This window comes from Mesorhizobium sp. P2_B5 (assembly GCF_056404775.1).
In genome coordinates this window covers 16,304-33,842 of record NZ_JBFUDJ010000009.1, presented here as the reverse complement: position 1 = coordinate 33,842, position 17,539 = coordinate 16,304, and the positions used below count along the sequence as shown (strand labels likewise).

At 54.9% G+C, this 17,539-nt stretch carries 20 protein-coding genes and 1 pseudogene; 8 read left to right on the top strand and 13 right to left on the bottom strand.

What is annotated here, in order from left to right:
- Positions 1-11: 11 nt before the first annotated feature.
- Positions 12-812 (bottom strand): thermonuclease family protein, encoded by an 801-nt coding sequence (locus AC1D1N_RS24295; RefSeq protein ID WP_477351530.1) that lies wholly within the window; start codon positions 810-812, stop codon positions 12-14.
- Positions 813-1,117: 305 nt separating this feature from the next.
- Here AC1D1N_RS24295 and AC1D1N_RS24290 point away from each other — a divergent pair, with 305 nt between their 5' ends.
- Together AC1D1N_RS24290 and AC1D1N_RS24285 are read left to right on the top strand one after the other, a co-directional pair.
- Positions 1,118-1,549, top strand: coding sequence for a hypothetical protein (locus AC1D1N_RS24290; protein ID WP_477351528.1), 432 nt, complete (start codon positions 1,118-1,120; stop codon positions 1,547-1,549).
- A gap of 7 nt (positions 1,550-1,556) precedes the next feature.
- Positions 1,557-2,558, top strand: coding sequence for a hypothetical protein (locus tag AC1D1N_RS24285; protein WP_477351526.1), 1,002 nt, complete (start codon positions 1,557-1,559; stop codon positions 2,556-2,558).
- Positions 2,559-2,673: 115 nt separating this feature from the next.
- Here AC1D1N_RS24285 and AC1D1N_RS24280 read toward each other — a convergent pair whose 3' ends face one another.
- The 3 genes from AC1D1N_RS24280 to AC1D1N_RS24270 form a co-directional block, all read right to left on the bottom strand.
- Positions 2,674-3,279: a hypothetical protein gene (locus AC1D1N_RS24280; RefSeq protein WP_477351524.1), complete on the bottom strand. Its 606-nt coding sequence runs from the start codon at positions 3,277-3,279 to the stop codon at positions 2,674-2,676.
- Between the two features lie 900 nt (positions 3,280-4,179).
- Positions 4,180-4,368, bottom strand: a complete 189-nt coding sequence (locus AC1D1N_RS24275) for a hypothetical protein (RefSeq protein WP_477351522.1) — start codon at positions 4,366-4,368, stop codon at positions 4,180-4,182.
- Entirely contained in the window at positions 4,368-4,922 is a 555-nt protein-coding gene (locus AC1D1N_RS24270) for a recombinase family protein (protein ID WP_477351520.1), read from the bottom strand. Before AC1D1N_RS24270 ends, AC1D1N_RS24275 begins: the two co-directional genes overlap by 1 nt.
- Before the next feature lie 199 nt (positions 4,923-5,121).
- Between AC1D1N_RS24270 and AC1D1N_RS24265 the strand changes: the two genes are divergently transcribed.
- Positions 5,122-5,997, top strand: coding sequence for a pentapeptide repeat-containing protein (locus AC1D1N_RS24265; protein WP_477351518.1), 876 nt, complete (start codon positions 5,122-5,124; stop codon positions 5,995-5,997).
- A gap of 4 nt (positions 5,998-6,001) precedes the next feature.
- Positions 6,002-6,703 carry a nucleotidyltransferase domain-containing protein gene (locus AC1D1N_RS24260; RefSeq protein WP_477351516.1) on the top strand — a complete coding sequence of 234 codons (702 nt, stop codon included), beginning with the start codon at positions 6,002-6,004 and terminating at the stop codon, positions 6,701-6,703.
- A 100-nt stretch (positions 6,704-6,803) separates the two neighbouring features.
- Here the strand turns inward: AC1D1N_RS24260 and AC1D1N_RS24255 are convergent, their stop codons facing one another.
- The 4 genes from AC1D1N_RS24255 to AC1D1N_RS24240 form a co-directional block, all read right to left on the bottom strand.
- Entirely contained in the window at positions 6,804-7,106 is a 303-nt protein-coding gene (locus AC1D1N_RS24255) for a hypothetical protein (protein ID WP_477351514.1), read from the bottom strand.
- A gap of 336 nt (positions 7,107-7,442) precedes the next feature.
- Positions 7,443-8,198: a hypothetical protein gene (locus tag AC1D1N_RS24250; protein WP_477351512.1), complete on the bottom strand. Its 756-nt coding sequence runs from the start codon at positions 8,196-8,198 to the stop codon at positions 7,443-7,445.
- A gap of 62 nt (positions 8,199-8,260) precedes the next feature.
- Positions 8,261-8,572 (bottom strand): TM2 domain-containing protein, encoded by a 312-nt coding sequence (locus AC1D1N_RS24245; protein WP_127383438.1) that lies wholly within the window; start codon positions 8,570-8,572, stop codon positions 8,261-8,263.
- Between the two features lie 153 nt (positions 8,573-8,725).
- Entirely contained in the window at positions 8,726-9,502 is a 777-nt protein-coding gene (locus AC1D1N_RS24240) for a hypothetical protein (protein WP_477351510.1), read from the bottom strand.
- A gap of 127 nt (positions 9,503-9,629) precedes the next feature.
- Here AC1D1N_RS24240 and AC1D1N_RS24235 point away from each other — a divergent pair, with 127 nt between their 5' ends.
- Entirely contained in the window at positions 9,630-9,908 is a 279-nt protein-coding gene (locus AC1D1N_RS24235) for a hypothetical protein (RefSeq protein WP_477351508.1), read from the top strand.
- 46 nt (positions 9,909-9,954) lie between these two features.
- Here the strand turns inward: AC1D1N_RS24235 and AC1D1N_RS24230 are convergent, their stop codons facing one another.
- Positions 9,955-10,740 carry a hypothetical protein gene (locus AC1D1N_RS24230; protein ID WP_477351506.1) on the bottom strand — a complete coding sequence of 262 codons (786 nt, stop codon included), beginning with the start codon at positions 10,738-10,740 and terminating at the stop codon, positions 9,955-9,957.
- An 88-nt stretch (positions 10,741-10,828) separates the two neighbouring features.
- Here AC1D1N_RS24230 and AC1D1N_RS24225 point away from each other — a divergent pair.
- The 3 genes and pseudogenes from AC1D1N_RS24225 to AC1D1N_RS24215 form a co-directional block, all read left to right on the top strand.
- A pseudogene (locus AC1D1N_RS24225) lies at positions 10,829-11,368 on the top strand (DNA-3-methyladenine glycosylase I); the annotation flags it as partial.
- A 97-nt stretch (positions 11,369-11,465) separates the two neighbouring features.
- The gene (locus AC1D1N_RS24220; RefSeq protein WP_112567247.1) at positions 11,466-13,148 is read left to right on the top strand and encodes an NAD+ synthase; all 1,683 of its coding nucleotides are present in this window, start codon (positions 11,466-11,468) and stop codon (positions 13,146-13,148) included.
- Positions 13,149-13,675: 527 nt separating this feature from the next.
- A complete protein-coding gene (locus AC1D1N_RS24215; RefSeq protein ID WP_477351504.1) occupies positions 13,676-15,481 on the top strand; it encodes an ABC transporter ATP-binding protein in 1,806 nt (601 codons plus the stop codon).
- 44 nt (positions 15,482-15,525) lie between these two features.
- Here the strand turns inward: AC1D1N_RS24215 and AC1D1N_RS24210 are convergent, their stop codons facing one another.
- From AC1D1N_RS24210 to AC1D1N_RS24195, 4 genes are all read right to left on the bottom strand, one after another.
- Positions 15,526-15,939, bottom strand: coding sequence for a GFA family protein (locus tag AC1D1N_RS24210; RefSeq protein WP_436260144.1), 414 nt, complete (start codon positions 15,937-15,939; stop codon positions 15,526-15,528).
- Positions 15,940-15,965: 26 nt separating this feature from the next.
- Entirely contained in the window at positions 15,966-16,430 is a 465-nt protein-coding gene (locus AC1D1N_RS24205) for an SRPBCC family protein (protein ID WP_192251097.1), read from the bottom strand.
- Complete coding sequence (locus tag AC1D1N_RS24200) at positions 16,427-16,747, bottom strand: ArsR/SmtB family transcription factor (RefSeq protein WP_112567254.1); 321 nt, start codon at positions 16,745-16,747, stop codon at positions 16,427-16,429. Before AC1D1N_RS24200 ends, AC1D1N_RS24205 begins: the two co-directional genes overlap by 4 nt.
- A 205-nt stretch (positions 16,748-16,952) precedes the next feature.
- Positions 16,953-17,450, bottom strand: a complete 498-nt coding sequence (locus tag AC1D1N_RS24195; RefSeq protein ID WP_477351501.1) for an NUDIX hydrolase — start codon at positions 17,448-17,450, stop codon at positions 16,953-16,955.
- Between the last annotated feature and the right edge of the window lie 89 nt (positions 17,451-17,539).

Below are 17,539 nucleotides of genomic sequence, written 5' to 3'. Positions count from 1 at the left end.
GGGACGATTTTTCAGACCGCAGCTCGGCATGTGTATTTGCAGTCAGGGAAAGTCGAGCAACCGAAGAACGCTCCAAACCTACCATTGCGTTTCACCAAATCGCCACCACACCCCCCCATCGGACATTTTGTGCCTGTCTCGTCCGAGGATCGCTTTTGACGGTGTTTCTGCTGCTTAAACGCCCATGGTGGAATGTTGGTCTCCGTGGCGGCCCATATTCCCCTTTTGTGCCGCTGCGCATCGCCCAACGCCTCCATATATCGTGCGCCCGGTCCATATCGTTCGAGAACCCACGCCCACCCATTCAAAACCATCTCTAACTCGATGTTCCTAGTGACGAGCAGCGGCCCCCCGAATGTTCCAGCGTTATGGGTGTGGTTAGATGGTGTTCTAAATTCGGCACCGAAGTATTCCTCGGTCAGAAACGGCACACAGACGATACGCTTATGTCTGTCCACAATCTGGCCTGTATCCATCTTCAGCCGAACCTCAAGTTCCAGCCATCTATCGCTGATCAAAAATGTAAGGAAATCTTTGGCTTCACGCCCTCCGGGCTGTTCCAATTCGGGTGCGTCGATGAACGCAAACCGGACCGCAACGTCAAGTTCTGATTGGTCACTTGGCCTGCCAGTGAACTCACTAGTTTTAATTCTTGTAAGAAATCCGTCACCGTCGAATATCTTCAGGACTGGGGCTCTAATAGTGTCCCCTTCCGGATTTTCGGGCACAATAATTGTCGAATTTCCTTGGCTCATGACATCGGTGATGCAGCACGAAGGACGTTGGAATCCTAAATCAAGTGGCCGAGGCATCTACAACCCTTGGACGCTACTCTAACGAAGCAAGCACGTCCTTGGCAAGAATGCGCAATGTCCGCCTACCTCCTAGGCCTTTGGGAAGTTTTTGCCTCTAGGCCGGCAGCGACATGCGAAGCTGGAATGCGCTTTCGTGCAAAACCCGTTTCGCATGGTCGGACCATCTCACAAAGCTCTCTACAAGGGCCGCAGGGACCCAACAGACGGCATGGATGTGCGGGTATGTCTAGGAAGCCGCCGCTTGTCATTGTTGGCACGCAGTGGCCTTATTGAAACCTCTTGAATCCGGTGGCGGGGGCCTCATGGAATTCTTTCTCATAGTCACCGTGCTCATTCTTCTTTTAGGTGCTTCAGCTTTCCGGCGAGGATTAGGTGGCTATTCCGCAATAGGGGCCATCGCCCTGCTATTCTTCTTCATTTTCCGACTGGCAGGAATCGAAACGACAACCGGGTTCCTCATCCTCGCCGCCGCCCTTCTGGTTTGGGGGATGGTCGCAATTGTCAGTCAGCCAATACCTAAAGAGCTGCCTTTGAAACCGAACAAATTTGTTGATGTTTCCGGTCGCCTTGTTGGCCTCGAAGCTGAAATCCGTTGCATGGACAATCGGAGCAAAGAAAGCACTGGAAGCCTAGCTCATGCGAGACAGGCCTTCCTTGAGGCGGGGCTTCCGGCTGACGACTTCCATATTATGTTGATAGACAGTGAATTGGCGAAAAGGACCAGTCACCGATGAGGGCGGTATGAAGGATCAGGACAACGCCCGTGGATCGGCTCTCAATCCGGACTTCCAAAAAATCCATCGATTTCCAAAGCCCGTGTCGATGAATACCGAAATGCCCCGGCTTTGGCGGCATGAATATCTGAAGAATCGCTACCTGCTGACGAAATCGATTGATTATCTAGAAGGCAGAATGTGCGACATTTTCGACAACATAATGGTTCTGGATTGGGAAACCAAAAAGTACAAGCCGGATGTAAACATTGATGATGGCATATACTATTCCTTGCCGCATCTAGATTTTTTCAAGATGCTGATTGAGGTGGCATACGAGGGGGAACTCAGGGGAAAAGAAATAATAAAGGCAAACAATAAGCGAAAATTGATCGATGCTGAGCAGGTTCTCCTTACTCAGAGGTGGGCTGTCAGGCCAGAGTTGAAAGCCTCAAACAGAGTATTCTCTACCACATATCGAAAACCGGAAACAATATTCCGGTTCTCAGCCAAGAAATACAACGAGTCCCTTCTTCATAAAGGGCAACTTCGCTTTGCCCCTTCGCTAGCATATAAGGACGGCGCTCTTCTTCCGGCCCAGTTTGACAATGAAAATCAAGTTCATGTCAGCAATGGAGGGTACTATGAACTGGACGCTGAATTTTGGGTTTGCTCATTATCCTGCATCTATGAATTGAGGATGTATGCCGAGTTCGAGGCCGATAGCTGTATAGTTATTCGAGACGTTTCTGAGTTTGAAAAGCGTGTTGTCAAAAGCGTATATGACTACAACGCAGAGAGCCCTGACGATGTGATTGCTCAGGCCAATTTTTCGCCTGTAGTATACTATGACCCTTGCAAGCTGATTGATGTCGAAACCCCCAACGAAATCCATTTCCTCAAACATTTCCGATACGCTTATCAACGAGAGTTTCGGGCTATCTTGGCGCCCAAAAAAAATCGCCCTTCAACACCTGTTTTCCTCAATCTTGGTCCGCTGACGGATATAGCAGAACTGGTTTCAGCCTAAAGTTGCCATGGAGTTGGCAAGGAATCGGCCGATTGGAGCCTCCGAGCACCATCAAGCGAATTTGCCGGGCGGATAGTCGAAGCCCACCATGATGATAGAGTCGATTGGGTAATCGTCATCGACATTCTTCAGCGCATATCGAGCGACGGCTTCCTTGCAATTCGCTCGTTCGACTTGGCATGTGAATGGGAGCGCCAAAATGGCGCTTCCCTATCTTTGTCCAGAAGTCCTGCGATGCCTGTTGGAAAAGGCCCTCTTTGGCGCAGGGAACGGCAAGGAGGCAGTGGTAGTGCAGGAAGGTATCATCGACGCCGTTCTTTTTGATCGTCTCGCAGACGCCCAGCGCTGGCAGCTTTCCGTTTGAGCCGAACTTTCTGCGCATGGCCGAGAAATAGGCTTTAACCAACCGCTCTGCTGTCGGACGGTCCCTCTCGAAAAGAGCGAATGGCTTTGCAGGCGCTTTGGCATCCTTGGTCTTTCCAGATAGTCGCCGGTAGGCGGCCTCCGGATCATTTGCTGCCACGAACGAAATCGTGACGAACTGGGTCATATCGTGCCTTCGCACCTCCTGACGGATCAGTTCCTTAGCAATGCCGGTGCCGGCCTTGGCCAGATGGTCGTTGAAGATTTTTCGGGCCAAGGCGCTGTTGTCGAGAAATGATCGCTTGGCAAGAATGCTCAGTGCGTCGTGAGTTGGCTGGTCGAGGCGGACACTAAACATATTGCTTCGGGTCCAGATTTGCGGATTGGAGGATATATAAGATCGAGAGGTTCATCTCGACCAAGAGCTGAGAAAATTTAAAGTTGGCGATTTGGTATCTATTTTCGTCAACCGAAGTTATGAACTCCATATAGATAACTCGGTATTCTTCCCTAAAGTTCTCCATAATTGATTTTATTGATTTTGGTTTTGTTTCTCCATCCATTGACGCAAGAAATTCGTTTAAATCTTCAACTTCCAATTTTTTTCCTTTTTTAGACACAGTGATAACGTTGGTGGCTCAATGCCTTTCAAAAATTGTTCATGATAAAGCGCTTGGCGCTTGAGTAAATCACGACGAGATTGGAGCTTGATGTCAATCCGTACTACGATTTAGTCTGTAATATGTATCTCGAATTGGTGTGCAATATTGCGAAATATTATTGCTTTTTCATCTATCGAACAGGAGTAAAATTTCGTCATTTGGTGAAATGCTCACGTAATGACAGTTTCATCTTGAGTTATGCCTCACGGCGAACAAACCAGAATCGATGGCCTGACATATAGTGCACGTATAGATGCTCTATGGATGCGCCGTATCGGGCGACGAGACGCCCATAAATCTCATGCTTTCTATGATCCGTGGCTTCGAAATGGAAGCTGTATGGCTTTTCCCGCAGCACCCACCCGATTGTCAGAGACGCAACGTGCCGCAGAACGGGAAATCCATTCCGGAAATAGCCACTACCAGTGAACTGAACGCTTTCATCGTCCCAGTCTCCCCACGAGGCCCCGGAGAAGGCCTTTAACGGTGTCTGTCCGCCGATTGCCCGAAAGTTGACTGGTCCGCCATGTGTTGCTGAGAATTCGAATAGCAGTCCTTCGATCTTGAACCGCAGACGGCGGCAGCGCTGTTCGGTGTCACGCTTTGGCAGCGAAACTATCCTCCAGTTCGTCGAGCTCTCGCCAGTGGCCTTTGAAGTTCTCAACCCCGGTCTCTTTGAGCAGTCTGTCGATCTCAGCACGAGCGGGCAGGGGGAGGTTGCCGATCCACGCCCTTACGGCATCGGGCAGCTGGTCTAGAAGTAACCCAATCGCAGTTTCAGCCATCAAGCGGTCTCAGACAAAATCCGATACACGGACGAGCGGCCAACGCCGAGCGCCTCGGCGATCTCGGTAGCCTTCTTCCCTGCCCGGTGCATCGAGACAACATCGGATGTTTTGCGCCGGGCAGTGGGTGCACGTCCCTTGAACTTGTGCTCGGCCTTGGCCTTGGCAATGCCTTCACGCTGCCGGGCAAGCATAATCTCACGTTCAAACTGGGCGATGGACCCGACAAGGTTCAATAGCAGCCGGCCAGTGGGCGAGGTGGTGTCCATCGCCATGTCCACAATCTTGAGCCCGACCTTCTTCGCCTCAAGCCGGGCTACGATCTGATGCAGATCGCCCACAGAGCGGGCGAGCCGATCTAGTCGGGTAACCACCAGAACGTCGTTCTCACGAACAAACTCAATGGCCCTTTCAAGCTCCGAGCGATGCGAATTGACGGACGAAACCTGTTCGCTGAAGACCTTCTCGCAACCTTCCGATTTCAAGTCCCGAAGCTGGGCTTCATAGCCGGCCAACTGGTCGATGGAGCTTGTTCGGCAGTAGCCTACAAACATGTCGTATCCTTCCCATTAGCTTCTAAGACCTTGTAGGACAAAATTCCCAAAAAGTCAATTGAACTCTTGTGGGACGGATGCGGATCGATATGGTCTTTCCCACAAGGGCAGGAGCTATTTGGACTCCCGCAGCGTTTGAAAACGCATGCGATGTCGACGTTGGTCTGGATGGAAACTGTTGAAGGGGGGCGATTTCCTGATGGGCAAGGATGTAGTTAAGGCCAAAGTGGCCGTGCCAGAAGTCGTGGAATACAAACCGTTACGCTTGGAGGCGGTGAATCTCGGCAAGCTGGAAGGCAAGGACTTTCGACACGCAATCCTGACGGACGTTAGCGGGAAGAATGCCGTTTTCGAAAACGCCGACTTTTCCTATGCGGTTTTTACGAGAGCATATTTTCACAAAGCGAAGTTCATCAACTGCTCGTTTGTCGGCGCCAGATTCACGGAATGCAATTTTAGAAGCGCCGAAGTTGGAGCTTGTGACTTCCGATACGCTGATTTCACTTCAACTCGAATCGACACGGCGGAAATTCTGAAGAACCTGCCAGATGAGCCGAATATCAGTAGGGAGCTTTTACAAATTCTCCGTAAGAATGCGCTTTCAATGGGGGATGTAAGTTCATCGAGAACCTTTGTTCTCAGCGAGTTGTCAGCCAAGAAAGAACATTTGAGGAGGGCATGGCGACAAGATGGAAAATACTACAAGTCGCACTACAACGGGTTTTGGAAACGGGCGCATGTTGGTCTGAGCCGTGTTGGGCTAGCGCTCGACTCATTTCTTTGGGGCCATGGAGAACGGCTCTGGAAAATGACGTTTTCAATTGGTGCCTTGTTGGTGTTGGCTGCTGGGGCCTCCATGATTACTCAAGCGTTGGCGCAGCCCGATCCAACCATATCATCGCTAGCAGGCGATTTTGTTCGAGCGCTGACCTACTATGCGAACCTCTTTCTGGACATAGAATTCCAGCGGCAAGTCCCAAGGATCATTTGGTTGGAATGGGTTATAGTTTTGGCCCGCTATCTGGCATTCGGCGTGCTAATTTCCGGGCTATTCCGGTGGCTGTCGCACCGGTAGGCAAATGACGAACGAGCTGCCTTCGAGCGTTTTGAACATTTCCCTGTTTGGTTCTTCCGTAAGAGGCGACACCGATCAGAATAGTGATGTTGACGTTCTTATTGTCGTTCGGGATGGGACCGGTAAGACACCCGAGGAAGGTATCTTGCAGTTTTTGGGATCGATCCTCATCGGCCAACCCTCTATTTCGTGGTATGGCGAGAAGAAGGTGGCCGAGATGTTCACCTCAGGCGATCTCTTTGCGTGGCACCTGTATTTGGAGTCGAGACCCTTGGGCGCCTTCCCTGATGTGGCGAGCATGTTCGGAAGGCCATCGGATTACAGCACGGCCTGCCACGATATCTTCGAGTTACGAAGCATACTGTTGGGTGTCGGAAAGGAGGCGACGTCATCGCCACATAACGCCGTCTTCGAATTGGGAGTATTGTATGTCTGCGCTCGAAACATTGCCATGTCTGCCACATGGCATCTGGCGCCGACTCCCGATTTTGGACGCTACTCGCCTTTCAAGCTGCCAACAGTTCCATTTCCCCTGTCGATGGGAGAATACGAGTTGATAATGGCCTGTCGAATGGCAAGCCAGCGTGGCATTCCTCCTCCAGCGGAGGCAACTCAGAGCTGTGCGCTTGAACTATACGAGAAGCTGGCTCCATGGGCTGATGACGTTTTGAGAGAGGTGTCTGCAAGTGCTGAGACAAGGAAATAGGAGCCAACGTTTCCGCAACCGGATTATTGTGGAGCGTTCGGTTTTGAGCATCGTGAATTCGGCGAGCCAAAGCAGACATTCACCCTTGGCGGGACTGACCTCAGCTGCAATCAATGACTGGGAAAGACGGGCATCCCAGAATGATGCGGCTCCGGTTATCCGAAATGTAGCTCATCACCTCCACGCAATAGCTCTTGCAGCTGGGATAATTGTCGACAACAGTCGAGCAATTTTCGATCAGGATGACGAAGAAATCGGCGCTGAGATCGAGGAGTTGAAGGGAAAGCTCACTCAACTTCTCACTGGTGGGGAGAGATTCTGAGTCGGGAATATCATGGGGCAAATTTCTGCTGCACATTATCTGAAAATGAAAAACAGCTTCCGGTTGGATGTCGCCCGGCATCTTGCAGCAGTTGCGGCTGCGAGGGGCACAATCACTTACGGCGAGCTTTCGACTAAATTCAATGTTGCCACTCGGGGCTGGGGAGACATCCTTGGCGGAATAGCCATACGGTGTCGTGACGCCGGTTACCCACTCCTTTCCGTTGTAGTGGTGAATGCCGCCACAAGGAGGCCATCCGAAGACGCTGTGTTGTATGCAGATCTTGGCCTCGAACCTAAGGAGCGGATTGTCGAGGAACAGGAACGCTGTTTCCTATTCGATTGGTCGAAAACGCCTCTGGGTCAGTCAGGCAACGGAAACTCCAAAGAGTCGGCTCCTACCGAGGCCCCCGCCAAACTATGAGGCTCTCTTGGCTTCTTCCGCACGGAGAAAGGCAAGAAATTCGTCGGTAGGCTGACCGTCAGATTCATTAAATTCAGCCGCATCGAAACGAAATTTAAGGCAGAAAACCAATACGTTAAATGCCGCATAGGTCAACAGCAGCAGAGTCATAACGCCGAAGAACATTTCGATGTTTGCGCTATTTTCAGTGAAAATCTTCCACACCTGATATCCGCATACCGATGTGGGATAAATGATTACTATCAAGAACTGAAAAATTGCAAAAATTAGCATAAGGCGCATAGCGAGGTGTTGTGGGCGCCTTGATTTTGGACCGTAGTATCTTGGCATCAACGGATCAATCCACAGATTAAATGCGGTCTTGTGTAGGAGGAAAATTGGGAAGGAGAACATGCCCACCTTCTTCCCAATTGATGTGACGTAGCGGTCCAAGATAATTTGGTCGAGGAGCGCAAATACAGTGGCAACCAACCCAGCCGCCACAAGCGTTGAGAGTGCCGATGCAAATTCAGGTGAGATTCTAACTGAGGCTCCGAGAAACGTAACGTTACCTGTTATATTGGAAAAAAACGCTAAAATGGTGGTCAGCAGGAACAGTCTTGATGACACTCTTGCCTGTCGCCGGCTGATTTCATTCCGCTGTTCGGCAATGCCGTCCAAGAACTTTTCCGACAGAAAATGGCTTCCCATCTTTCCATCAATGTAGTTCTCCAGCGTTAACGCCGACCTCTCGATCAACGATAATTTCATGGCAATCCCTCGGCAACTGATGGACTAATCGGCTGAGTGGCCGTTTCTATCATCAGCCAGTCTTAGGATGGAGTGCTCTGGTTCGAAGGTGGCGATGTAACATATCGGGGGTCAACGGTTATGTTGATCACAGGCGCCACTACATTGTTGTTGTGGACAAAGGCTGATGCGCCGGCCAAACCCCTCATCATGTTCGCCTGTCGGACCATCGAGCCCAGCATGAACAAATCCACAATCTGTCCAATCCCCAGCAGTCCAAACGTCAGAAGCCACAAGATTCCAGAGCCGGTTCGCCCTGTGTAGAAACGGTGGAGTCCGCAAACGAGGAAAAAACCACCGCACCAAAGTATGAATGCAACGACGCCCGATTTCATCTCTATCCCCCCAAAGCTGTCGGACAATAGCTCATAATGAGGATTTAGAAAGACCACATCTGCAGAGCTTTGCAGGCCAGCGAGCGGTCGGACAAGGGAGCGAGTAGCCTGTAGGATTGTTTAGCAGAAAAACTCCTAGGACGAACGATTGCCCTATTTTTCCGAGCCCTTAGCCACTGCTTGCAACCGGCTCTTCAGTCGCTCTCTCAAAGAACGCATATTGCCATAGAAAATTATAGGATAGTCCTTGATATCGAATTCTGGCTTGGTACCTTCCTTAGCCAAGAAGATCGGTATTTTTCCGATGCCTTGTGCGTATCCTGCTTCGTAAAATACGTTTGGCCGAGCGCCAGTGACGTCGACGATTACAAACTGTGCTACACGTATCGCTTCGAAAATTCGATCAGTAATGCGATTGTTGGATTCTTGCTCGTCTATCCGTTCCGCCTCAATCCCCAAATCGCTGGCCGTTGCCTTTATGGCGTCCAAAACGTCTTCCAGTTCTTTGTTGGAAGGATCTATGGACATGGCAATGAAGGCGTAGCCAGCCCGGACTTCTGGCGTGGCCACTTCCGTATTCTGCACAACACGATCAAATACGCCGCCCTTAATGTTGCCAACGGCCACGTCGATCATGTCTATAATTCTGTCTGTCACATTTAAGCCATGTATCGAATCGAAGAGTCGGTCAAACAGATCGACATTTCTTTGAACAAATCCTCCAATGGCGGGAGGGGGAGCAATGTGATATAATTGCAGACCGTGGGCTTCAAGGACGATCTGCCGGACGGAGCCTCTTTCTTGATTAATGTTACTCCGGAGATGAGGTGATGGATCTTCGTCATACTCTTTCAGAAGCTGGGAAAAATTCCTAAGCTTTTGTATTTTTTCTTCATTAGAGTTAGACTTTCCTGTGTCGCTTGAGATCATGCTGTCCTCGATAGGCCCTTCATGGTGTCTTCCTCTCGACGGGGAAGCGATGCCGCCGGCATGATCATGCCAATCGTCGTTCGATGGGCCTATCTCAAAAGCCGGGTCCCTTCAATCGGGAGGCCTATTGGATAATCCGGATTCAATGGTGAACGGAATTCTGAACCAGACCGCAGAAACACTTGGGTCATCCGAGAGAGCAACGCCGGAGGAGGGCAGTTTTATAACCGCCGATTCGAGCTTGTTTAAAACCCTGTTGGGTCTGGAGGTCGGCCAAACGATTGTTTTCTCGGGGCATTTTTACCCGTCGGATGTCAGTGGGCTTGTAGATAGAAATCTGCTCGAAGAGCCCTCGATGGTCAGTCCACTCTATAAATTTAAGTTTGAACGCATTGCGCCGAAATAGCGCTTATAGGGGGCATCGCAGCAGCGGTGCATAATTGGCGCTTCGCCTATGGGTGTAGCTCCACGTATTTGCATTCAGCAACCATTGTGGTGACATTCCATGTGAACCGGTGTTCGGATTGGTCACGTTGCGAACAGCTTTCGCCGCTCCACTGCTTGCCTGATGGATTGGTCACAATGTCCTTGGTGCTGTAGTTCCAAAACGTGAAATCCTTTGCGGTGTCGGCACGGTAGATTTCTCCGTAGGCAATCGTTCCGCACTCGTCGGCACTTTGCATTGTGGTCTGCCATTTTTTCGTTGCTGGATTGAGGAAAAATTCCCGGTCATACTCCCATTCGGTAATTTGGCATGTGGAAGCTTTTTCTTCCTCTGTCAGGCGAATGAACGCTTCGGCAGATGATGCGTCATGCCGATCTTGGCAGAGTTTTGCCCCTGCCTCCATGATCGCTATCGTATGGGCTTTTGCTTCGTCTGGCATCGCAGCCCACGATTCATAGAACTCTTCTGCCTTGGCGTTCGTTGGTGGCTTTCCAGCCTTCAGGAGCGCCGCACTCTCCGCAAACGTGTCACATGATTTGAATTCTTCTGGTGGGGCTTTCAGGATGCTAGCGACACCATCGGTAATGCGCTTTTCGATTTCTGCCGTGGTGGGTTTGGCGAGTCTCATTTCCCTAAAGTGGCATTGGATTTTACCAGCGTTCGGCTGGCCGCACTGGAATGAAATGGCGGTCTTCTTTGCCACGTTTGCGACGGACCCAACCGTTGGGTAGTCGTCGGCAAAGGCATGACCGGGTTGCATTAGCACCAGTACAGACAGGAACGCTTTGCGCATTTTGAATTCCTCCCCAATACCTTTTCTAACATCCATCAAACACAATCAAAACCCAAGGAAACCATGATGTTTAATTGACTCAAAGGCAGTCATTGAACAAAAATGGCCGGGTTTCGAGGAAGCGTTCCTGCATTTCGAGCCGAAGCGGTTGCTGTTCCAGCCCGACGATTTCTGGCACGATCTGACGGCCGACAAGCGCATCGTGCGCAACCCGCAGAAGATCAAGTCGGTGCGCGACAACGCCGCCTTCGTCGAGCGTGTGTCGAAGGAGCATGGCGGCTTCGGCAAGTTCCTGGCCGCGTGGCCTGCCGACGACCAGGTCGGACTGATGGCATATCTCGGCAAGCATGGCAGCCGGCTCGGCGGCAACACCGGCCAGTATTTCCTGCGCTGGCTGGAATGGGATGCTTTCGTCATCTCGGCCGATATGGCGGCCGCCCTGCGCGACGCCGGCCTCGACATCGCCGAAAGCCCGACGTCGAAGAGGGATCTCGACAAGATCCAGGCGCAGATCAACAAATGGGCACAGGAAACTGGCCTGCCGCGCCGGCACATCTCGCGCATCCTGGCGATGTCGATCGGCGAGAACCATTCGCCGGAGGCGCTGCGCGAATATATGGGCGAGTAGGGCTGTCGCCCCTCAGGACACGATCGAACTCGATCGGTCTGGATTGGTCCAAACGAACGCCATTGCCGGGGCAATTTTGCCGCGCTAAACCGCAGGCATGACCAAGAAGACCGCTCCCGATATTCTGCGCATCGCCGTCGCCCAGCTCAACCCCACGGTCGGCGATGTCGCCGGCAATCTTGCCAAGGCGCGCGAGGCGAGGGCGGATGCGGCCCGCCAGGGCGCCGACATCGTGCTCTTCACCGAGCTTTTCCTTGCCGGTTATCCGCCCGAGGATCTGGTGCTGAAGCCGGCCTTCCTCAAGGTTTGCGAAAAGGCTGCGCAAGACTTCGCCAACGACACCGCCGATGGCGGGCCGGGCGTCATTATCGGGACGCCGCTGAAGCGCAAGAGCGGCACCCACAATTCGATCATCTTCGCCGATGGCGGCAAGATCCTGGCCGAGCGCTACAAGCTCGATTTGCCCAACTATGGAGAGTTCGACGAGAAGCGCGTCTTCCAGGCCGGACCCGAGGCTCAGGGACCGGTCAACTTCCGTGGTGTGCGCATCGGAATTCCGATCTGCGAGGACATCTGGGGCGACGTCGGCATCTGTGAAACCCTGGCTGAAAGCGGAGCGGAAATCCTGCTGGTGCCGAACGGCTCGCCCTACTACCGCGCGAAGATGGACGTGCGCCATCAGGTCGTTATCCGCCAGGTCATCGAAACCGGTTTGCCGATGATCTATGCCAATCAGATCGGCGGCCAGGATGAGTTGATCTTCGACGGCGCTTCCTTTGCGATCGGCGCCGACAAGACGCTGGCTTTCCAGATGAGCCAGTTTGAGGAGACTGTCGACGTCACCACTTGGAAGCGCACGGATGCCGGCTGGATCTGCTCGGAAGGGCCGATGTCGAAAATACCCGAGCGAGAGGAAGCAGACTACCGCGCCTGCATGCTGGGCCTGCGCGATTACGTCAACAAAAACGGCTTCAAGAACGTCGTGCTCGGCCTGTCCGGCGGTATCGATTCGGCGATCTGCGCCGTATTGGCCGTTGATGCGCTCGGCGAGGAGCGGCTACGCGCGGTGATGATGCCCTACCGCTATACCTCGAAGGATTCGCTGAAGGACGCCGAGGACTGCGCCCGCGCGCTTGGCTGTCGCTATGACATCGTGCCGATCTTCGAACCGGTTGAAGGCTTTCTGCATGCGCTGACGCAGCTGTTCGAAGGCACCAAGGAAGGCATCACCGAAGAAAACCTGCAAAGCCGCGCGCGCGGGACCATCCTGATGGCGATCTCCAACAAGTTCGGCTCGATGGTGGTCACCACCGGCAACAAGAGCGAGATGTCGGTGGGCTATGCCACGCTCTATGGCGACATGAATGGCGGCTTCAATCCGATAAAAGACCTCTACAAGATGCAGGTCTATGCGCTGTCGCGCTGGCGCAATAGCCATGTGCCGCCGGGCGCGCTCGGGCCGTCGGGCGAGGTGATCCCGAAAAACATCATCGACAAGGCGCCGTCGGCGGAATTGCGCGAGAACCAGACCGACCAGGATTCGCTGCCGCCCTATCCGGTGCTGGACGATATTCTGGAGTGCCTGGTCGAAAACGAGATGGGCGTCGATGACATTGTCGCGCGCGGCCACGACCGGGCGACGGTGACGCGCGTCGAACATTTGCTCTACATTGCCGAATACAAACGCCGGCAGGCGGCGCCGGGTGTGAAGATCACCCGGAAGAATTTTGGCCGCGACCGCCGTTATCCCATCACCAACCGTTTCAGGGATCGCGGCTAAAATCCTGATTTCATTCGAGAGCCTTGGGGGCGAGCAGGGGCGGCATCACTTCGGCGACCTGATGGAAGTCGATTTGGTCGACTTCTAATCCAGCACCGACGTTACGATCGCGACCGCCGACCAGAAGGCTTATTCGGTGGTGCCGTGACAGTCCTCTATATCTGTTGTTGCAAAATAACATCACTGGTTGGACCAGTTACGCTTTGCGCGTGCGCCCCGTCTTGGCGATCCGTCATGGCGTCTCTATAAGGACCCCTCCGCAATTGTCTTGCGGGAGGTCCGAATGGCAGTATTTCACATGGTAGTGCGAGGCCGCGAAGCCTAGGTCTCACCCGGCGTCCGGCGAAGGTTTGCCCTTCGCGCCGATGCCGGGTCGAGTACAGGCTTCTGCCGATGCCGGTCGCCACCCGATATCTAGGGCGCGCCGCCACCTATGCCGAACCTCCGCAGCCCCGGGCGAATTGCCCAGCGCGGTTTTCAATTTTCGACCTTACCGGGACCGGGCACCTTTGCGTCCGGATGACATCATGGCTCGTTTTCGAATCGATCTGCGCGCAAGCGCCTTTCGCAGTGTTCTTGGCTTCACGCTCAGCCACTGGCGACGCCAGCCCTGGCGGCTGTCGCTGATCATGGGCGGCTTCCTGCTGTCGACGCTGGCCGACGTCTTGACGCCGCTCTATTCCGGCCGACTGGTCGATGCCGTCGCCAGCAGTGCGGCGGCCGACGATGTCGCGTGGAATGCGGCGATGGCAGCCTTCTTCGCGCTCATCGGCCTGGCGCTGACCGGCGTGGTGCTGCGTAACCTCGCCTTCATGGGCATTGTCGAACTGACGCTCAAGATGATGGCCGACATTGCCGCCGACGCGTTCCATCGCGTGCAGCGCTTCTCCACCGACTGGCACGCCAACAGCTTTGCCGGATCGACGGTGCGCAAGATTACGCGCGGCATGTGGGCGCTCGACCTGCTCAACGACACGATCCTGATCGCGCTTTTGCCATCGGTTGCCATGCTGGTCGGCTCGACGCTGCTGCTCGGCTGGTTCTGGCCGCTGATGGGGCTGGTCGTGGCAGTCGGCTCGGTGCTGTTCATCATGGTGACGGCGCTGCTATCGCTCGGCTATGTCGCGCCAGCGGCACGGCTTGCCAATGGCTGGGATACGCGGCTTGGCGGCTCGCTTGCCGATGCGGTGAGCTGCAACGCGGTGGTCAAGGGTTTTGGTGCCGAGACGCGCGAGGAAACGCGGCTTGCCAAGGTCGTTGCCAAATGGCGGGCGCGCACGCGCCGCACCTGGGTGCGCGGCACCATAAACGGCACCACGCAAGGCGCCATGTTGCTGGTGCTGCGGACGGCGGTGATCGGGCTGTCGCTGATGCTGTGGACGTGGGGGCAGGCGAGCGCCGGCGATGTCGCCTTCGTGCTGACCTCGTTCTTCGTGCTGCAGGGCTATCTCAGGGATATCGGCACGCATATCCGCAATTTGCAGCGCTCGATCAACGACATGGAGGAACTGGTTGACTTCCAGTCGCAACCGCTCGGCATCGAAGACCGGCCGGATGCTCCGCCGATCCGGATCACACAGGGCGCTATCCGCTTCGACAACGTCACCTTCCACTATGGCAGCCATCGCCTGCCGCTCTACAGCGACTTTTCGGTGGAGATTGCGGCGGGTGAGCGCGTCGGGCTGGTCGGTCATTCGGGCTCAGGCAAGACGACCTTCGTCAAGCTGATCCAGCGTCTCTACGACGTCAGCGGCGGCAAGATCCTGATCGACGGCCAGGACATCTCGCAGGTTGCACAGGCGTCGCTGCGCGCCCAGATCGCCATCGTCCAGCAGGAGCCGATCCTGTTCCACCGGTCGCTGGCCGAAAACATCGCCTATGCCCGGCCGAACGCCACGCAGGCTGAGATCGAGCATGCCGCGAAGCTCGCTAGCGCACATGACTTCATCACCAGCCTGCCGAAGGGGTACGGGACGCTGGTCGGTGAACGCGGCGTGAAACTGTCGGGCGGCGAGCGTCAGCGCGTGGCGATCGCGCGTGCCTTCCTGGCGGACGCACGCATCCTGATCCTGGACGAGGCGACATCGAGCCTCGATTCGGAATCGGAAGTGCTGATCCAGCAGGCGATGGAGAGGCTGATGGTCGGCCGCACAACGCTGGTCATCGCGCATCGGCTGTCGACGGTGCGAGCGTTGGACAGGCTGCTGGTGTTCGATCGCGGCAAGATCGTCGAGGAAGGCTCGCATGACGAGCTGATCCGGCTGAAGGGCGGTATCTACCGCCGCCTGTTCGAGCGCCAGGCACTGGAACTGACCAAGGGCCTGGTGGTCTGAGCTGAAAGCAGAGCCCTATCCGAAGGGATAGGGCTCTGCTTGGTTCATCCAGGCATTCTCTCGAATGGTTGGAGCACGGGATCGATCGTGTCCCAGGCATGGCCGCGCACGGTGTAGGTGACCGCTTGCGGATTGAACTGGCCGGGATCGTCAAGGCTGGTGGCGTGGATTGCTGTCACTTCCGGCATGGCGACGAAGGTCAGGTAGAGCGGCGTTCCGCAGGTCGGGCAGAAGGCCTGGATTTTCTCGTTTCCGCTGTCTGCGATCATCCGCCAGGTGCTCGGCTGGCCGCTGATCTCAACGTCAGCGCGCCGGCCGAAGGTTACATAGGAGCCATGACCCGTGCCGCTGCGCTTCTGGCAATCGAGGCATTGGCAGTGATTCTGAAAGATCGGCTCCCCGCTCGCCTCATAGCGGATCGCGCCGCAGGCGCAGCCGCCGGTAAAGTGCCTGGTCATTGCGGTTCTCCTGCTGGAAACTTGCTTCAGGCCGATTTCGGTTTGGCGAACAGGTCGATTCCGCTGCCGGTTTCGAGGAAGGATTTCATGCTGGACAGCACGGCCGGCCAGCCCTGGCTGATGCCCTTGGCCATGCCGCTGCCGGCTTCGAGCTCATCATGGGTGACGGTGAGCCGGACCATGGCGTCATATTCCTCGATGGCGAAGGTCACCCGGCTTTGTTTGGTCGGGTCGTCGGCTTGGGACGCGTTGGCCCAGGTCATGACCAGACGGGTCGGCGGCGAGATTTCGACGACCTTGCCGACGAGTTCGACGGTGCGCTCGTCATTGGCGCGGATGTGTTCCCATTTCGAACCCGGCTTCCAGTCTGAGACGTTCTCGTGGGCCCAATAGCGCTTGGCGATATCGGGCTTGGTGATGGCCTCGAACACCTTTTGCGGCGTCGAGCGGATGTAGGTCACATAGACAAAACTGGTGGTTTCCCGGGTCATTGGTTGTCTCCTTCGAGTTCCTGTTTCAAGTCGTGCAGCAGGCTCAGCCGCTGCCGTTCGAATTTGCGCACCCACCGCTCGTAGACTTCATGCAGCGGCACGGGGTTGATGAAATGCAGCTTTTCGCGGCCACGCTTGACCGTGCTGATCAGATTGGCCGCCTCCAACAAGTCGATGTGCTGCGTCGCGGATTGCCTGGCCATGTCGAGGTTTTCGCAAAGCTGGCCCAGCGTCTGTCCGTTCTTCTCGCACAGAAGATCGAGCAGCTTCCTGCGTGTCGGGTCGCCCAGCGCTTTGAAAACCTTGTCGGCGTCCATCGGTCTCACTCATCTTGCAATCACAATATGCAGGTAAATACCTGCATGTCAACTCGCAACCAATCGTAACCCGGAAGGGGGAGGGATCTGTCGATGTCAGATGGGAGTCGGATCGATGCCGCCGCAGGCGAAACATCGAATGGAATCAATGGGCAAGACCCATGCTGGCGCATGGGAATACGGCACGGCGGCTGTGGAGTTGTGACTAGGTTTTAACGACGAATTTGTCCGGATCGGCGCAGAAATGCGCGATGATCTGGCAAAGATCGGGCTCGTTGATCATGCGCACGGCCTCGGCCGCGTTGACCCATTTGCGGGTGCGCGCACGCTTTTCCTTCCAGCGGTCGGAGACGCGCTCGACCTGCATTGGAAACACCAGCACTTCGCAAGGCACTTCCTCGCCGGACGCCAATGCCTTGGCGTAGAAGTAACGGCCAGCCTCGAAATGAGAGATCTTGCCGCGCAATCCGGCTTCCTCGCCGGCCTCGCGCGCCGCGGCCTCGCAGAGCGGTTCCCTGGCCTCGGGCCAGCCCTTCGGCAGCACCCAGCGGCCGGTGTCACGGCTGGTGATCAGCATGATTTCGATGCCGTTTTCGGTGGTGCGCCAGGGTAGCGCGGCAACCTGAAGACGGCACGGCGCGGTGCCGAAGAGTCGCCGGACCCTTTCGGCCATATGGCTGTGCGTCGTTGGTCTCGTAAGCATCGGAGAAGCTACCCCAGCCCTCAGAATCGTTTGCCGTCACACGAATCTTACGGCGAAGTGTAAGTCATAAAAGTAAAAAACGTCACACC

What these genes read in the sequence shown, in the direction of transcription:
- AC1D1N_RS24295 (WP_477351530.1), bottom strand. Translation starts at nt 812, where the DNA reads ATGCCTCGGCCACTTGATTTAGGATTCCAACGTCCTTCGTGCTGCATC.
- AC1D1N_RS24275 (WP_477351522.1), bottom strand. Translation starts at nt 4,368, where the DNA reads ATGGCTGAAACTGCGATTGGGTTACTTCTAGACCAGCTGCCCGATGCC.
- AC1D1N_RS24230 (WP_477351506.1), bottom strand. Translation starts at nt 10,740, where the DNA reads ATGCGCAAAGCGTTCCTGTCTGTACTGGTGCTAATGCAACCCGGTCAT.
- AC1D1N_RS24195 (WP_477351501.1), bottom strand. Translation starts at nt 17,450, where the DNA reads ATGCTTACGAGACCAACGACGCACAGCCATATGGCCGAAAGGGTCCGG.
- AC1D1N_RS24210 (WP_436260144.1), bottom strand. Translation starts at nt 15,939, where the DNA reads ATGACCAGGCACTTTACCGGCGGCTGCGCCTGCGGCGCGATCCGCTAT.
- AC1D1N_RS24280 (WP_477351524.1), bottom strand. Translation starts at nt 3,279, where the DNA reads ATGTTTAGTGTCCGCCTCGACCAGCCAACTCACGACGCACTGAGCATT.
- AC1D1N_RS24200 (WP_112567254.1), bottom strand. Translation starts at nt 16,747, where the DNA reads ATGGACGCCGACAAGGTTTTCAAAGCGCTGGGCGACCCGACACGCAGG.
- AC1D1N_RS24215 (WP_477351504.1), top strand. Translation starts at nt 13,676, where the DNA reads ATGGCTCGTTTTCGAATCGATCTGCGCGCAAGCGCCTTTCGCAGTGTT.
- AC1D1N_RS24240 (WP_477351510.1), bottom strand. Translation starts at nt 9,502, where the DNA reads ATGATCTCAAGCGACACAGGAAAGTCTAACTCTAATGAAGAAAAAATA.
- AC1D1N_RS24220 (WP_112567247.1), top strand. Translation starts at nt 11,466, where the DNA reads ATGACCAAGAAGACCGCTCCCGATATTCTGCGCATCGCCGTCGCCCAG.
- AC1D1N_RS24270 (WP_477351520.1), bottom strand. Translation starts at nt 4,922, where the DNA reads ATGTTTGTAGGCTACTGCCGAACAAGCTCCATCGACCAGTTGGCCGGC.
- AC1D1N_RS24250 (WP_477351512.1), bottom strand. Translation starts at nt 8,198, where the DNA reads ATGAAATTATCGTTGATCGAGAGGTCGGCGTTAACGCTGGAGAACTAC.
- AC1D1N_RS24285 (WP_477351526.1), top strand. Translation starts at nt 1,557, where the DNA reads ATGAAGGATCAGGACAACGCCCGTGGATCGGCTCTCAATCCGGACTTC.
- AC1D1N_RS24205 (WP_192251097.1), bottom strand. Translation starts at nt 16,430, where the DNA reads ATGACCCGGGAAACCACCAGTTTTGTCTATGTGACCTACATCCGCTCG.
- AC1D1N_RS24260 (WP_477351516.1), top strand. Translation starts at nt 6,002, where the DNA reads ATGACGAACGAGCTGCCTTCGAGCGTTTTGAACATTTCCCTGTTTGGT.
- AC1D1N_RS24290 (WP_477351528.1), top strand. Translation starts at nt 1,118, where the DNA reads ATGGAATTCTTTCTCATAGTCACCGTGCTCATTCTTCTTTTAGGTGCT.
- AC1D1N_RS24245 (WP_127383438.1), bottom strand. Translation starts at nt 8,572, where the DNA reads ATGAAATCGGGCGTCGTTGCATTCATACTTTGGTGCGGTGGTTTTTTC.
- AC1D1N_RS24255 (WP_477351514.1), bottom strand. Translation starts at nt 7,106, where the DNA reads ATGCCGGGCGACATCCAACCGGAAGCTGTTTTTCATTTTCAGATAATG.
- AC1D1N_RS24265 (WP_477351518.1), top strand. Translation starts at nt 5,122, where the DNA reads ATGGGCAAGGATGTAGTTAAGGCCAAAGTGGCCGTGCCAGAAGTCGTG.